This is a genomic window from Devosia sp. SD17-2, assembly GCF_029201565.1.
Classification (GTDB): Bacteria; Pseudomonadota; Alphaproteobacteria; order Rhizobiales; family Devosiaceae; genus Devosia.
This window is the reverse complement of record NZ_CP104002.1, coordinates 1,707,180-1,721,225: the sequence shown is the minus strand read 5'-3', so window position 1 is coordinate 1,721,225 and position 14,046 is coordinate 1,707,180. Positions and strand designations below refer to the sequence as shown.

General features: G+C 61.0%; 15 protein-coding genes. 7 read left to right on the top strand and 8 right to left on the bottom strand.

All coding sequences use genetic code 11. The annotated features are described in order from the left end of the window. Positions 1 to 153: 153 nt before the first annotated feature. The 4 genes from NYQ88_RS08385 to acs form a co-directional block, all read right to left on the bottom strand. On the bottom strand, positions 154 to 1,356 hold the full coding sequence (locus NYQ88_RS08385) for an MFS transporter (protein ID WP_275654482.1): 1,203 nt from the start codon (positions 1,354 to 1,356) through the stop codon (positions 154 to 156). Between the two features lie 135 nt (positions 1,357 to 1,491). Beyond that, on the bottom strand, positions 1,492 to 2,292 hold the full coding sequence (locus tag NYQ88_RS08380; protein ID WP_275654481.1) for a UDP-2,3-diacylglucosamine diphosphatase: 801 nt from the start codon (positions 2,290 to 2,292) through the stop codon (positions 1,492 to 1,494). Between the two features lie 90 nt (positions 2,293 to 2,382). Continuing rightward, complete coding sequence (locus NYQ88_RS08375) at positions 2,383 to 3,465, bottom strand: glycoside hydrolase family 3 N-terminal domain-containing protein (RefSeq protein WP_275654480.1); 1,083 nt, start codon at positions 3,463 to 3,465, stop codon at positions 2,383 to 2,385. Between the two features lie 219 nt (positions 3,466 to 3,684). Further along, on the bottom strand, positions 3,685 to 5,637 hold the full coding sequence (gene acs, locus NYQ88_RS08370; protein ID WP_275654479.1) for an acetate--CoA ligase: 1,953 nt from the start codon (positions 5,635 to 5,637) through the stop codon (positions 3,685 to 3,687). 178 nt (positions 5,638 to 5,815) lie between these two features. Here acs and NYQ88_RS08365 point away from each other — a divergent pair, with 178 nt between their 5' ends. Next, complete coding sequence (locus NYQ88_RS08365; protein ID WP_275654478.1) at positions 5,816 to 6,388, top strand: hypothetical protein; 573 nt, start codon at positions 5,816 to 5,818, stop codon at positions 6,386 to 6,388. A gap of 10 nt (positions 6,389 to 6,398) precedes the next feature. Here NYQ88_RS08365 and NYQ88_RS08360 read toward each other — a convergent pair whose 3' ends face one another. From NYQ88_RS08360 to NYQ88_RS08345, 4 genes are all read right to left on the bottom strand, one after another. Beyond that, a complete protein-coding gene (locus NYQ88_RS08360) occupies positions 6,399 to 7,718 on the bottom strand; it encodes a polysaccharide biosynthesis C-terminal domain-containing protein (RefSeq protein ID WP_275654477.1) in 1,320 nt (439 codons plus the stop codon). Then, positions 7,715 to 8,890: a peptidoglycan bridge formation glycyltransferase FemA/FemB family protein gene (locus NYQ88_RS08355; RefSeq protein WP_275654476.1), complete on the bottom strand. Its 1,176-nt coding sequence runs from the start codon at positions 8,888 to 8,890 to the stop codon at positions 7,715 to 7,717. Before NYQ88_RS08355 ends, NYQ88_RS08360 begins: the two co-directional genes overlap by 4 nt. Before the next feature lie 110 nt (positions 8,891 to 9,000). Further along, positions 9,001 to 9,699, bottom strand: coding sequence for a YjbE family putative metal transport protein (locus NYQ88_RS08350; protein ID WP_275654475.1), 699 nt, complete (start codon positions 9,697 to 9,699; stop codon positions 9,001 to 9,003). A gap of 124 nt (positions 9,700 to 9,823) precedes the next feature. Next, positions 9,824 to 10,090: a hypothetical protein gene (locus tag NYQ88_RS08345; protein WP_275654474.1), complete on the bottom strand. Its 267-nt coding sequence runs from the start codon at positions 10,088 to 10,090 to the stop codon at positions 9,824 to 9,826. A gap of 1,019 nt (positions 10,091 to 11,109) precedes the next feature. On the opposite strand from NYQ88_RS08345, the gene NYQ88_RS08340 reads away from it, so the two are divergent. Genes NYQ88_RS08340 through NYQ88_RS08315 form a run of 6 tightly spaced genes read left to right on the top strand, consistent with a single transcriptional unit; the run spans position 11,110 to position 14,003 of the window. Then, the gene (locus NYQ88_RS08340; RefSeq protein WP_275654473.1) at positions 11,110 to 11,478 is read left to right on the top strand and encodes an oligopeptide/dipeptide ABC transporter ATP-binding protein; all 369 of its coding nucleotides are present in this window, start codon (positions 11,110 to 11,112) and stop codon (positions 11,476 to 11,478) included. Beyond that, on the top strand, positions 11,475 to 11,708 hold the full coding sequence (locus NYQ88_RS08335) for an ATP-binding cassette domain-containing protein (protein ID WP_275654472.1): 234 nt from the start codon (positions 11,475 to 11,477) through the stop codon (positions 11,706 to 11,708). The genes NYQ88_RS08340 and NYQ88_RS08335 overlap by 4 nt, the downstream gene beginning before the upstream one ends. Next, a complete protein-coding gene (locus NYQ88_RS08330) occupies positions 11,668 to 12,468 on the top strand; it encodes an oligopeptide/dipeptide ABC transporter ATP-binding protein (protein ID WP_275654471.1) in 801 nt (266 codons plus the stop codon). Before NYQ88_RS08335 ends, NYQ88_RS08330 begins: the two co-directional genes overlap by 41 nt. After that, positions 12,465 to 12,767 (top strand): hypothetical protein, encoded by a 303-nt coding sequence (locus NYQ88_RS08325; protein ID WP_275654470.1) that lies wholly within the window; start codon positions 12,465 to 12,467, stop codon positions 12,765 to 12,767. Before NYQ88_RS08330 ends, NYQ88_RS08325 begins: the two co-directional genes overlap by 4 nt. Continuing rightward, the gene (locus NYQ88_RS08320) at positions 12,719 to 13,582 is read left to right on the top strand and encodes an ABC transporter substrate-binding protein (RefSeq protein ID WP_275654469.1); all 864 of its coding nucleotides are present in this window, start codon (positions 12,719 to 12,721) and stop codon (positions 13,580 to 13,582) included. The genes NYQ88_RS08325 and NYQ88_RS08320 overlap by 49 nt, the downstream gene beginning before the upstream one ends. Before the next feature lies 1 nt (position 13,583). Next, on the top strand, positions 13,584 to 14,003 hold the full coding sequence (locus NYQ88_RS08315) for a hypothetical protein (protein WP_275654468.1): 420 nt from the start codon (positions 13,584 to 13,586) through the stop codon (positions 14,001 to 14,003). Positions 14,004 to 14,046: the final 43 nt, after the last annotated feature.

The window sequence follows — 14,046 nt, the reverse complement described above, 5'->3', positions numbered from 1 at the left end:
CCAGTGAATCAAAAACCCCCGGCCAAAGCCAGGGGTTTGTCAGCAGTCTGAGCCCCGGTTCAGACCGGGGCTTTTTTGTTGCGGGTAGAAATGTGGCATGGGCCCGGTCGCCGGGAGAGGCAAGCCGGCGGGACCGGTCGCCTCATTCCCGGATTAGCGCGGCAGCACGGCGTCCTTGGGTGGGCGGAGCTTGAGGGACAACAGCACACAGACGATGGCGATGCTGCTGGTCAGGGTCGAGTAGAAGAATGCCCCTGCCCCAAACATTTCGACAAGGAAGCCGAAAGCCACCAGCGCCAGCATCGATGCACCCTGCTGCAGCATGTTGGCAAAGCCCTGAGCTTCGGCGGCATTGCCCTCATTGGTCCAGTTGGCGATGAAGTGGACGACGCCCAGATAGCCGATGCCGAAGCTGAAGGCGTGCAGCATCTGGACAAAGAACAGCACTTCCACCGGCGGATCGAAGGCCATCACGGTAAAGCGGATCAAGCCGGCGATCGCTGCGGCAAGGATCATGTTGCGGGCGGTGATCTTTCCTCCGAAGCGGCGCCACAGGAACATGGCCAGAGCCTCGGCAGCGGCAGAGGCGGCCAGGAGAGGGCCGATATAGACATCAGCGATACCGCCCTGGTTCCAGAGCAGAACGGCGAAGGCGCCGATCAGCGCATTGCTCGAGTTGACCAGCGCGAAAGCTACGAGCGGCAGGATGAACCACAGTTTGAGGGAATCGCGCAGCCGCGTTCCCGTGACAGCCTGCAGTTCGGGCTCGGCCAGCGTCGACTTCGCCTTGGGCGCGCGGAAGCGCGGCAGCCAGAAACCGAGCAGCGCCCGGACTACGGTCATCAGAATATAGAGGATGATGAAGCTGCCCGAACCCCATTCGGTCAACGCTACACCGATGCCGGCAACGCCGACGACATAGCCGACTGTTGCCCAGACGCGGATGGCACCAAAGTCCGTACCATTCCGGCGGGCCATACGCACAGTAGCTGCGTCGATAACCGGTGGCACGAGGCCATTGCTGATGGAACAGAGGCTCCAAATTAGCAGTATGCCCCAGAATTCGCTGACGAAATAAAGTCCGATCGGCGCTAGGGCCGACGCCACGGAAATTATGATGATAGCTGTACGCCAATCGTCTGCGCGATCGGCGAGCCGCCCGACAATCATGTTGAGGAGCAGCAGTCCCAGCATAGGGAGGGCGTTGATGATGCCGATCTGATCGGCGGGCACGCCGTGCTGGCTAAGCCAGATGCCCAGGAACACCGTGGCAACCGCGCCAGGCAAGTAGACGGTAAACTGATAAACTGAAGTGCGCGTCTCGGGGCTACCCGAGCGCGATAGGACCGACGGCATGGAAAATGACTCCGGGCGCGAGAACCGCGCCTCGTTCGTCTTCGTGCAACGGTTGCCAAGACAAAGCAAGAGGGCTGAGGGCACAGCGACGCGCAATTGCGCGCCGGCCCGACCGATGCTGTCCCGGAAGAGCGCCTAGTCTTCTGCGATGCTGCGGTTCTTCATGCGTCGCGGCTCACCCGTCACCATCTCGGTCCATTTGACCAACTCGAATGTGCCGTCCGGGTTTTCGACCACCGCCGTGCAGCTTTCCACCCAGTCGCCGGTGTTGATGTAGTGGATGCCCAGCCGATCGTGCATGTCGGCGAAATGGATATGCCCGCAGATCACGCCATCGACGCCGCTCTGCTTGGCCTCATGCACCAGCGCCTCTTCAAAGCGCCCGATCACCGAGACGGCGTTCTTGACCTTTTGCTTGGCCCAGGCGCTGAGCGACCAATATTGCAGGCCCAGCTTGCGCCGCACCCAATTGATGACGCTGTTGACGCGCAGGGCAAAATTATAGGCCCAATCCCCGACATGGGCGAGCCACTTGGCGTTCATCACCACCACGTCGAACTGGTCGCCATGGATGACAAGATAGGTCTGGCCGGTGGCAGAGGTGTGAACCGTGCGGTCGACGAGCTCGATCCCGCCGAAATAGGTCCCGAGATATTCGCGCAGGAACTCGTCGTGATTGCCCGGCAGATAGACGATGCGGACACCGGACTGAGCCTTGTCGAGCAGGACCTGGGCCAGCTCATTGTACTCTTCGGGCCAGCGCCAGGTCTTCGCCAGCCGCCAGCCGTCGAGGATATCGCCGACGAGATAAATGGTCTGGGCATCATGGAAGCGCAGGAACTCGATGAGTTGCCGCGTCCGGATCGGTTTCATCCCCAGATGAACGTCAGACAGGAACAATGCCCGGGTTTGCCGAACTTGGCGGTCATCCGTCATTGCCGTTTCGTCTCCGATTACAGGCGCACACCTTAGCTATGCGCCTCGGCCGAGAAAACTGCCAGACGCATAAAACCGGGGGAAGTGCGGCTATTTAATCCGCGACTTCAGCGCCACGATGCGCTTGTAGCTCTGCTCGATGCGCTCGGCGAAGGTAGGATCCGCTGCCGCTTCGCGCAGCAGGATGTCCAGAACCTCCTGGTTGAGGCCGGGCCGCTGATAGGCCGTGTTGGAAAAGAGGAGAACATCCATCCCCGCTTCGACAGCCTTTACCACTGTCTCTTCGAGCGTGAAGTGGTCGCGAATAGCACCCATTTCGAGATCATCGCTGATGACCACGCCATCAAAACCGAGCTCGCTGCGCAGAACACCTTCGATCCAGCGCGGCGACAGTGACGATGGGCTCTGTTCGTCCCCGTCGGAATAGTCGGCATGATAGAGATGGGCGACCATGACCATGTCGGCAGAGCCCTGATCGATCAGCGTCTTGTAAGGGACGAGCTCATCCGGAGACCAGGTCTGCGTGATGTCGACAAAGCCCTCGTGGCTATCCGCGGTCGACGAGCCATGGCCGGGGAAATGCTTCAGCGATGTAACGAGACCAGCTGCGTGATGCGCTTCGATGAAGGCTGCGTCATAGGAGGTGACGACGGCCGGATCTGCCGAAAAAGCACGACCGAAGCGGGTGATGACCTGGTTGTCCGGGTTGACGTCGAGATCAGCCACGGGTCCGAAATTGACCGAGAACCCGAGGTCGGCAATGCCGGCAGCCATGCGGGCGTAGATGGCCTCGGCCTGCTGCGGCGAATTGCTGGCGGCAATCGAGCGCGCGTTGGGAATTTCGGTAAAGCCCACATCCTTGGTCAGACGCTCAACGGAACCGCCCTCCTGATCGAGGGTGATGAAAGGGGGCAGGCTTGTGGTCGAACCGCGGAAAAGGGCGTTCATCGCCTTGACCGCACCAAGGCTCGCAACATTCTTCTTGAGATACATGACGCCGCCGAGACGGCCCGCTTCCAGTTCGCCGGCGATTGCCTTGACGCTGGCCGCATTGGCGCTGCTGCCCTCGAAGCCCACGACAATCATCTGTCCGGCCATGTCTTCAAGCGTTGCAGCCTGGGCCCCTCCAGCGAGGGCGACGATGGCGAAGGCAAGCGACAGATATCGGCGCACGGGCAAACTCCGGGGGAATCGATGTGCCGACAGTGACGGGATAAAGGCGGCAAGACAATGATCCCCTGAACAGGGGGTGCCGCCCTGCCCCTTACGGTCAATGCTCATGCGTGACTTCCAGGACGACGGTTCTCAGCCTACCGATCGACCGTCACAAACTGAAACGGGCGGCCCTTCATCGAAGGCGCCGCCCGCTTTTTGTCTCGTTGGATCAGCCGATTACGCCGGCTTGTTTTGCCGGTTGGCGATCAGATCGTCCACGACGCTCGGATCCGCCAGAGTCGAGGTATCGCCAAGCGCACCAAAGTCGTTCTCGGCGACCTTGCGCAGGATACGGCGCATGATCTTGCCCGAACGGGTCTTGGGCAGGCCGGGGGCCCACTGGATGAAGTCGGGCGATGCGATCGGGCCGATTTCCTTGCGAACCCAGTTGCGCAGCTCGCCGCGCAGGGCGTCGTCATACTCCTCGCCGGCCATCAGCGTGACATAGCAATAAATGCCCTGCCCCTTGATGTCGTGCGGGAAGCCAACCACGGCCGCTTCCGAAACCTTCGGATGAGCCACCAGCGCGCTCTCCACTTCGGCCGTGCCGAGGCGGTGACCGGAGACGTTGAGCACGTCGTCCACGCGGCCGGTGATCCAGTAATAGCCGTCGTCATCGCGGCGACAGCCGTCGCCGGTGAAGTAATAGCCCTTGTAGGTCTCGAAATAAGTCGAGACGAACCGGCCATGATCGCCCCAGATGGTGCGCGCCTGAGCCGGCCAGCTATCCTTGATGGCGAGAACGCCTTCGGCCTTGGTCTGCTCCTGGAGCTTGCCCTCGGGCGAGAGCACCACCGGCTGGATGCCATAGAAAGGCACCGTGGCCGAACCAGGCTTGGTGGGCGTGGCGCCAGGGAACGGCGCAATCATGTGGCCGCCGGTCTCGGTCTGCCACCAGGCGTCAATGACCGTGCAACGGCCCTTGCCCACCTTGTTGTTATACCAGAGCCAGGCTTCCGGGTTGATCGGCTCGCCCACTGTGCCGAGGAGGCGCAGGCTGGGCATGTCGTATTTCTCGACAAATTCCGGTCCAGCACCCATCAGCGAGCGGATTGCGGTTGGCGCGGTGTGGAAGATATTGACCTTGTGGCGTTCGACGACCTGCCAGAAGCGGCTGGCGTCGGGCCAGGAGGGAATGCCTTCGAACATCAGCGTCGTCGCGCCATTGGCCAGCGGGCCATAGACGATATAGCTGTGGCCGGTGATCCAGCCCACGTCAGCGGTGCACCAGAACACTTCGCCGCGCTTGTAGTCAAAGCTCAGCTCATGGGTCAGCGACGCGTAGGCGAGATAGCCGCCCTGGGTATGCACGACACCCTTGGGCTTACCGGTCGATCCGGAAGTGTAGAGGATGAACAGCGGATCTTCCGCATTCATCGGCTCTGGATCGTGGAAGGGCTCGACGCCAGTGGCGGCTTCATGCCACCACACGTCGCGGCTGCCCTTCATGGCAACATCGGCGCCAGTGTTGTGCACAACCAGAACCTTCTGCACGCCGGGGCAATCTTCCAGCGCCTTGTCGACATTGGCCTTGAGCGGCACGGTCTTGCCACCGCGACGGCCTTCGTCGGCCGTGATGACCACAGCGCTGTCGCAGTCGTTGATACGACCGGCCAGCGAATCTGGCGAAAAGCCCCCGAACACCACCGAATGCACCGCGCCGATGCGGGCGCAGGCCAGCATGGCGTAGGCAGCCTGCGGAATCATCGGCAGGTAAATCGTGACGCGATCGCCCTTCTTGACGCCCAGCGACTTCAGCACATTGGCGCAGCGGCACACTTTTTCATGCAGCGTGCGATAGCTGATATACTCAGCCTGGTCGGCCGGATTGTCCGGCTCCCAGATAATGGCGATGTCATCGCCGCGTTCGAGCAGATGCCGGTCAATGCAATTGGCCGCGACGTTGAGAACGCCATCCTCGAACCACTTGATCGAGACGTCCGGATATTCGAACGTGGTGTTCTTGATCTTGGTGGGAAAGGTCATCCAGTCCAGGCGCTTGGCCTGTTCTGCCCAAAAGCCTTCAGGGTCATTGACCGAGCGGGCATAATTCGAATCGTACTTGTCGGCCGTAGTGTGAGTTTGCGCGAGCGCCGACGCACTTGGCTGGAACAAGAGCTGTTCGCTCATTGTCATCCTCCTAGTCTCTCCCGAGTTCGTTCTAATCAGCCAACACCCCCCCGGCAAGCCCTGCCTCATGCGACCAAAGCAGGGACAAGGGTTTTGGCGACACTCTGTTAACCTGCCCGATTCAGAAATCCTGCATCGGCCGGCGTTATCATTGCCCGACGAGCAAGGGGGCATTGCCATGGCTGAAATGACAATCCGGCCCGCGGGACCGGCCGATATCGACCTGATCCATCGCGAACTCGTGGACGTCATCGCCGTTTCGGTACACTACAGCGACCGCTTCAAGGCACACGAAACGGCGCGATTGAACAGGAATTTTCTCCACAACCTTCTCGCCATCGACCCATGGCACATCATGATCCTGTGCGCGGATGGCGTGCCCGGCGGGGCCATGATCTCCGGACCGGAGTGCGGCGCGGTGTTCCGGTACTGGAGCTGGGTGTTCCCCTCTCACCGTCAGACCAAGCTCGGCATGTTCGGGATGCGCGCCTTCGACGCCCATTGGGACAACCAGCGCTTCCACAAGGCCTTCACCTTTGTCCGGCCGGAGAACGAGGTCGCCCGCATGCTCCTCAAGCGCTACGGCTATCGGGAAACTGCGCTGCTGGAGCAGCACATATTCGGGCAGGATTATCTGCTGATCGAAAAATTCTACACGCGCCAGGAAGTCGAGTATGACAGCGGCGTCAATATCGGGCGCCTGGGCCGTCTCAGGCAAAGGCTGAAGACATTGGTCGGCGCGGCCTCCTAGCGGCGAAGGATCAGGCTGCGGTCGCTGCCCTGCGGGTCCGGAACCATTGCAGGATCGAGACATCGACCCCGGCAGTCCAGCGCGCCGTCAGCCACAGGGCGAACGACCAGATCGTGATCGCCACAAGCGCCGAGCAGGCCGCGCCCATCAATCCGAAGGTGGGCACCAGCAGCCAATTGCCGGCAATCAGGCATCCGAGGCCGAGGCCGATGGCCGGCAGACTGGCCCAAGGCCGGTCGTGGATCGACAGCACCAGCGAGGCCGGACCAAAGGCGGACCGAACGATCAGACCAAGGCAAAGTATGGCAAGGGGCATGGCGCCCGCGGTGAAGGCCGGCCCGAACAGCTGCAGCGCGAACGGCGACAACACGAGCAGTATGATAAAGAGCGCGAGCGCGATGAGGCTCGCCACCATATTAGCCTCACCCACCTTGCGGTGGAAATCAGCCCGATCAGCCCGCGCCTCGCTCTCGAACATATCTGGCAGCGTGACTGCATAGACCGCCGCTACGCCGAAGGATGCGAGCGAGAAGATGCGGGCGCAGACACCGAATATGGCCAGATCCTCGCGGCTGAGGCTATGGCTGAGGAGCAGCAGGTCGATATCGAAGAAAAAGTCGGTGGCGATGCTGATCAGCACCCATGGCAGCGCAAAACGCCACCACCGTCCACTCTCGATCTCACGCGCCGGCGCCGTGTCAGAAACCCGACCAATGCTGGTGAGGACAAACACAAACTGCATCAGCGACACGGAGATATAGCCCGTGCCGATGATCCAGAGCATGGCTGCGAAACCGTCTTCCGCCACGCTTGTGGCCATGACGGCAAGGAAGGCTGCCAGCACGATCATCGGGCGCAGGAGCGTATCGGCAAAGAACCCCGCAAAGGGACGCTTCAGCCCGATCAGCAGCGCACTGTTTACGTAGACGACGGCGGTGCCGAGGATGAGCATGGCCACGGGAACAAAATGGCGCGCGACCGTCCCCTGCCCCAACCCGACAAGATTGAGGATCAACGGTCCTATCGTGGCAAACAGTGCGAAGGCGACGATGACATGAAGATAGGCTCGCCGGAGAAAGGCGGTCAGTTGGCGCCTGTCCCCCCGAGCCCGATACTCAGCCGAAAAATAGGTGCCGACCGTATGGAAGCCGAGCGGCATAACCACAGAGATGAGATTGACGCTGGCGACGACGATGAGGAACTCACCGAGCAGTTCCGCGCCCCAGAGCCGGGCGATCAGCGCCTGCGCGACAAAGATCAGGCCTGCGCCAAACAAGCGGGCGGCGAAGATGACACTCGATTGAGACGCCAGCCGCCGCACCAGACTCATTCGAAATCGACTTCCGGCCGATAGGGGGGCTGGTCGGGCTGCGCCTTGGGGCTCCGCACTTTATCGACATGCCGACGCAGATGCTGGAGCGCATCACGCGCCCTGAAGGCGAAGGTGCCGAGTATCAGCGCGCGCCTGCTGTCGGCATAATTGACCACCGGCGGCACGGGACGGATCAACCCGGCCTCGCCGACCATCCCCTTCTTGAACTGGTGCAGGCCCAGAAATCCATCGGTCCCGCCGAGGTCATACCAATCGGCTGTGGTGTTATCGCGCAGCCAGCGGATGATATGCCAGTGCATGAAATAGCCGGCGCGCACGGGCAGTGCCCGGTAATTGGTGGCGCCGTAGAGATAGACGGCCCGCTTGCCGGCCTTAAAGATCAAGGCGCCTGCCACGCATTCCTCGCCCAGATGGACGAGGAAGAGTTCCGGGCGCAGTTTTTCATCGACGCCCATCAGGGCATCGAGCGTCTCGTAGGCTGAATGATCGGGAAACTGCTTGCGGTCAGTCATCGCTGCATAGAGCTGCTTGAACGTGCCGAGCGCGTCGGCGCCAACGCGCTCGAACCGCAGACCAGCCTTGTCGGCCTTGTTGAGATGATAGCGCCACTTCTGGTTGAGGCTTTTGCGCTGCTCCGCGTCGGAGAGGCGTAGCCTGACGAGATAGCGATTGGGGAACAGCAGCGACGACCCGCGGGAGAAACCGCGCCGGCGAAGGGCAAGATAGGCCGGATGTTTTTCATCGGTCGAAGCAGCGGGCAGGACCGACACCATCATCCGCCGGCGAGCCGAATATTCGGCAAGGACGGCCTCGATCATCGCGGCGCGAATGTCTTCCGCATCAGGTCGCTCCGCATCGGCGAGCATGGGCGCCCATTTGAGCACTGCCATTTCGGCGAGGCGCAGGGGCAGCGGCTGAACCATGATCAGTGCGCCACCGACAATCTGCCCGTTGTGCCAATAGACGGTCGGCTCACAGGTAACGCCTGGCCAACGCACGGCCGAAAAGGCGAACATCTGCTCCTGGCAGACCTCGTCGAATGCCGAAATGATCTGATCCCACGCATCGCCGGAAACGCGGTCGGCCTTCAGTTCCGGTAGTGTACCCACGGACGGAGCGGAACGAGGCCCGGCATCGGATCCGCGCAAGCGATCAGCAATGACGGACATAAAAACCCCGCATCATAAACAGATGCGGGGCAATATAGCGGCACAGGATGAGCAAATTGCTATTGGCCGCAAGCAAATGCGGGCAAATTGCCCATTTGGTTTCGCAGAGCCTAATGAACGACTGCGGCGGCGGCCTCATGTGGCGTATAGAGCAGCGGAATTTCAGGAATGGTGATGAAGGCCCCTGCCCCTTCGAGCAGCATGCGCACCGCCACGAAGAGAATGATCGCAAGGCCGATCCAGGCGATCCAGCGGAACCGGTGCAGCAGGCGCGCGATATAGCTGGCTGCCACGCCCATCATGATCACCGACAGCGCAAGGCCGAACACCAGGGCTTCGAAATGGTGCTGGGCGGCGCCCGCAACGGCGAGGACATTGTCCAGCGACATTGAGACGTCGGCAATGACGATCTGGCTGACGGCCTGCCCGAGGCTCTTGCGCGGGGCCCTGCCCGCAACCTTGCCATCGGCATTGTGGTCGGCGTCCGACAACGCCTCCGTCGCCTCATGTTCATCTTCGAACGAGACCGTCAGCTCGCGATACATCTTCCAGCAAACCCAGAGCAGCAGAATGCCACCGGCCACCAGAAGACCGCCGCCCAGCGACAGCAATTGGGTGGTGATCAGCGCAAAGAGAATGCGCAGGACGGTTGCCGCAAGGATACCGATGAGAATGGCGCGCCGGCGCAAGTCCGGAGCGAGGCCGGCGGCCGCCAGGCCAATGACAACAGCATTATCTCCCGCCAGCACAAGATCGATCAGGATCACCTGCGCAAGCGAGCTGAAGAAACTCGGATCTATTCCGAACATTGGGATGTCACTTTCAGGAGAGGGTGCGATGCACGCGCCCGCCTATACGCCTGTGACAAGGCTAGAAAAAGTCAAATGTCCAGCGAGACCTGAAAAGTGAGCGACCGCAGCGGCCCGACACCCCTCAGGCGTGATAGACCTGTTTTTTGGCGCGTTCGGCGCCAACCAGATCACCCCATTTTGCCGGCCATGCCGTCAGGTCACCTGAGACCACCAGCGACGCGGCGGTCATGCCCGCGACCATGACCCCATATCCCAGCGCAATGGGCAGGCGCATATATTCGTCGTCCTTCTTGGGCGACATCCCCATATGCTCAAGCATTCCAAACAGATGCTGCGGTGTCTTCACCCGGCCGACCGGCCCGTCCTCGGACCAGGGCAGATCCAACACGACAGGCCCAGGCGGTGGTCTATCGGAAAAACAGAAATGCGCGATCATTCGCACGAGCCCCCAGTTGCCGCCGGGATTAGGCACAATTCATGAGGTCAACGCAATCGTTCGGACAATGAATTGATCAGGACGAGCTAGGGGACTTACTGAGTCCCACACCGCCATTTGCGATCTGACCCAATCTCCCCTCAGGTCGGATGGATAGCGCACATCATCTCGACCGCCTCCCTCTGGCGAAAATCCATAACAAGCTTTCCTTTCAACACCTTATGCCCCTGGGCAGCGGGAGTTTCCCCGAGCCGGACAGGCCATCCAAATATCTGCGCGCGCCGTCCTCTTGGCGCTTGCGCTCCGGTGTATAATTGTTATGTTGTAAAACATTATTCGCTAGTGCAGCGGACAGGTATCAAGATGCAAAACGCACGGATACCGGAGGAGGAAAAGGTGTTGAAACTCGAGGGGGTTTCCATCTCGACGAAGCACGCGGCCCATCATCTCGTGGGTCCGGTTTCGTTCGAGGTGCGGGCTGGTGAAATTTTTGGGATCGTTGGAGAAAGTGGCAGCGGCAAGACGCTGACTGGTTTGGCCATTCCACGTCTTCTGCCCAAACAATTGTCGCGGTCGCATTGCTCTGGATGGCAGGGAGCTCACATCCCTAAGCGAGCAGGATATGCGGCGTGTTCGCGGCCAGCTTGTCACAGTGATCTTTCAGGAACCAGCCAGCGCACTGAACCCCGTCTTCACTGTGGGCGCGCAGATCGAGGCGGTCATTCGCGCCAATACTGACTTGCGTGGCGACGCCGTACGGAAACGTATGCACGACCTGTTGAGCCGCGTGGGCATTCCCGACCCCGAGCAGCGTGCGGGGGCCTATCCGCACCAATTTTCGGGCGGCATGTGCCAGCGCGTCATGATCGCGATGGCCCTGGCCTCTGGCGCCCGCCTGCTCATAGCGGACGAGCCGACGACCGCTCTGGACGTCACCATCCAGGCCCAGATTGTGGACCTGCTTCTCAAGCTTGCAGCTGACAGTTATCTTCGTTTCCCACGATCTTGGTCTGATCGCCGAGACCTGCGACCGGAACGCCGTCTTTTACGCGGGTCAGGTTGTCGAGGTTGGGACGGCAGAAGACATCATTCACCGGCCCCGCCACCCCTACACAGAGGCCCTGGTGGCCGCCACGCCCGACATGACGGAAGTCGGCAAGCTCCTACAGGGCATTCCGGGTCAGCCACCGCTGGCAGGACGCTGGCCGGACGGATGCCGTTTCAGCAACCGCTGTCCCAAGGCACAGGCCGAATGCTCCAAGCCGCAGGAAATGCGCCACCTTTCTGATGGACGCGGCGTCCGGTGCATCCTGGCTGACGACGCTGGTGAGATGCAATGACCCCCGATACAAGCACAAAAATCGCGCTATCCGTCGACAACCTTGTCGTCCGCTTCAAGCGCCCGCGCGCTTCCGACGTCCAGGCGGTGAGCGATGTCAGCATCAGCCTGCCTGAGCAGTCCACGCTCGCCCTCATCGGGGAATCCGGTTCTGGCAAGTCCACTCTGGCTCCGAGCCGTTTGCGGACTGGTGCCAGCTACCTCCGGCACTGTTCCGGTCGCCGGCGTTGAGCTTTCCCAGGGGAAGAATACCGCGCGCGACGCGGGCGCAGCCGGCATCCAGATGGTCGTGCAGGATTCTGGTGGCGCTCTCAATCCGCGCTGGCCGATCTGGCGCACCATAAGCGAACCCCACCGCCTGATGAACAAGCGCAGCGGCGCAGAACTGCGTGAGTTTGCCGCTCAAATTCTGAGGGACATAGGCCTGCCGGTTGAATTTCTCGACCGATACCCCCACCAGCTCTCCGGGGGACAGCGTCAGCGCGTCAATATTGCGCGCGCCCTGGCGGCCAAGCCGACGATTATCGCGCTGGACGAGGCCGTCTCGGCGCTGGACCTTTCGGTCCGCAATGAGATCCTTGGCCTTCTGGCGCGCCTCAAAGAGCGGCAGCTCACCTACCTCTTCATTACGCACGACATGGGCGCAGTGGTGCAGATAGCCACCCACGTGGCGGTCCTCTACCTAGGCAAACTGGTCGAAAATGGCCCGGTCAAAGAGGTCGTTCAGGACCCAAAGCATCCCTACACACGGGCACTTGTCGGCGCCGTACCAACAATCGGCAAGCAGCGGAAAGCAGCAGTCCTTGCGCGGGGTGAAGCGGATGACGCCGGCGCGCCACCACCAGGCTGCCGCTTCCACAGACGGTGTCCGTTCGCGATCGATCTCTGCCGGGAGGCGGAGCCTCAACTGCAGAAATTCTCCGGGCGCCAGATAGCGTGTCACCGGGTTCAAGACATCGACGATCTTTTTTTCGAGGGAGGAAAACCATGAGACTGAGAAAACTGACTGCCAGCTTACTGCTTGCAGCTGCATTCGCGACGACAGTGGCCGCACCTGCGGCGTTCGCCGGACCAGACAACAATATTGCGGTGATCGGCGTGGGAGAGGAGCCCACGACGCTCGATCCGGCCAACGGCCTTTCCGGCGGCGATATCCATTTCCTGTATACGGTCTATGACCGTCTGCTGGACTTCGATCCGGCAACGCTCGAGCCGCTGCCGATGCTTGCCGAGTCGTTCGAGTGGACCAACGAGGATGTACCCTCGTCCTCAAACTCCGTCAGGGCGTGAAGTTCCACGATGGCGAGGCATTCAATGCTGAGGCCGTAAAAACCAGCATTGAGTTCTATCAAAACTCTGGCAAGCAGGCCGACCTCAACCCGGTTACTGAAATCGAAGTGGTCGACGAATTCACCGTCGCCCTGCATGTCGACCGTCCATATTCAGTGCTCACTTCGCTCCTCATGGATCGTGGCGGCATGATTATCTCGCCCAAGGCGATAGCCGAGCACGGTGTTGAAGGCGTAGGCCGAAATCCCGCAGGCACGGGCCCATTCCGGGTCTCGAGCTGGGCAGCCGGCGACAACCTGTCGCTCGAACGCTTCTCCGACTACTGGAATCCAGATCGCATCAAGCTCGACGGGCTCGAGTATCGCATCATCAAGAACCCGACCACGGTGGTCTCCGCTCTGATGGCCGGTCAGCTCGACTATGTGATGAGCATTGACCCTGTGAACCTGCCCGTGATCCGGCGAAATGCCAATCTTCAGGTCATGACGCAGCCCACCATTGCGTCGGTGGTCATTGCGGTGAACACCAATCTCGAGCCAGTGTCGAGCAAGCTGGTCCGTCAGGCCTTCTCTTATGGCATTGACCGCCAGGCACTCGCGCGCATCGCCTACGGTGGGGAAGTTGAGGCGCTCCCAGCAAGCCTTCTAGTTCCGCCGAGCTACTGGCCATCGACGCCGGAACTCGACAACCACTACACTTATAACCCGGAAAAAGCCAAGCAACTCGTCACTGAGGCTGGATACCCAGACGGGGTTGAGGTGGCCATCTGCGCCAACGCCAATAGTGTCGCCAGCGCCAGGTGCCAAGCTCGTTGACATGATGCGCGAACAGCTTCGCCCCGCAGGCATCACTCTCAACGGCGAAATGCTGGCCACGGGAGCCGCGTGCATCGAACTCTATAACGGTCAGGAAGCGATCACGCTGAACCTTGCCGGGTGGAGCGGGCGTCCCTCGCCCATCATGACCTATCAGCAGACCTTTACGTCCTACGCGGCCTACCACGTTTCCAAGGAGCCATTTGACGGGGTCGATGCCGCCGTTGACCGTCTGCTGGCGACCTCGGACCCGGCCGAGCAGAACGAGATCTTTGACGAACTGAACGCCATGTGGGTCGACAATGTGCCGTGGGTTTCCATGTACTTCCAGCCCCGCGTGTTCGCACAGTCGAGCAAGCTGCATGGCGAGTTGCCCAACCTCATGGGCAAGGCCAATCTGACCACCCTTTACTTTGAATAGCGCAACCGGGGGGGAGCTTGCTCTCCCCCAGCAAACACCTCGG

Coding starts and splice junctions, on each gene's coding strand:
- NYQ88_RS08385 (WP_275654482.1), bottom strand. CDS start 1,356: ATGCCGTCGGTCCTATCGCGCTCGGGTAGCCCCGAGACGCGCACTTCA.
- NYQ88_RS08380 (WP_275654481.1), bottom strand. CDS start 2,292: ATGACGGATGACCGCCAAGTTCGGCAAACCCGGGCATTGTTCCTGTCT.
- acs (WP_275654479.1), bottom strand. CDS start 5,637: ATGAGCGAACAGCTCTTGTTCCAGCCAAGTGCGTCGGCGCTCGCGCAA.
- NYQ88_RS08365 (WP_275654478.1), top strand. CDS start 5,816: ATGGCTGAAATGACAATCCGGCCCGCGGGACCGGCCGATATCGACCTG.
- NYQ88_RS08360 (WP_275654477.1), bottom strand. CDS start 7,718: ATGAGTCTGGTGCGGCGGCTGGCGTCTCAATCGAGTGTCATCTTCGCC.
- NYQ88_RS08355 (WP_275654476.1), bottom strand. CDS start 8,890: ATGTCCGTCATTGCTGATCGCTTGCGCGGATCCGATGCCGGGCCTCGT.
- NYQ88_RS08350 (WP_275654475.1), bottom strand. CDS start 9,699: ATGTTCGGAATAGATCCGAGTTTCTTCAGCTCGCTTGCGCAGGTGATC.
- NYQ88_RS08335 (WP_275654472.1), top strand. CDS start 11,475: ATGACCCCCGATACAAGCACAAAAATCGCGCTATCCGTCGACAACCTT.
- NYQ88_RS08325 (WP_275654470.1), top strand. CDS start 12,465: ATGAGACTGAGAAAACTGACTGCCAGCTTACTGCTTGCAGCTGCATTC.
- NYQ88_RS08315 (WP_275654468.1), top strand. CDS start 13,584: ATGATGCGCGAACAGCTTCGCCCCGCAGGCATCACTCTCAACGGCGAA.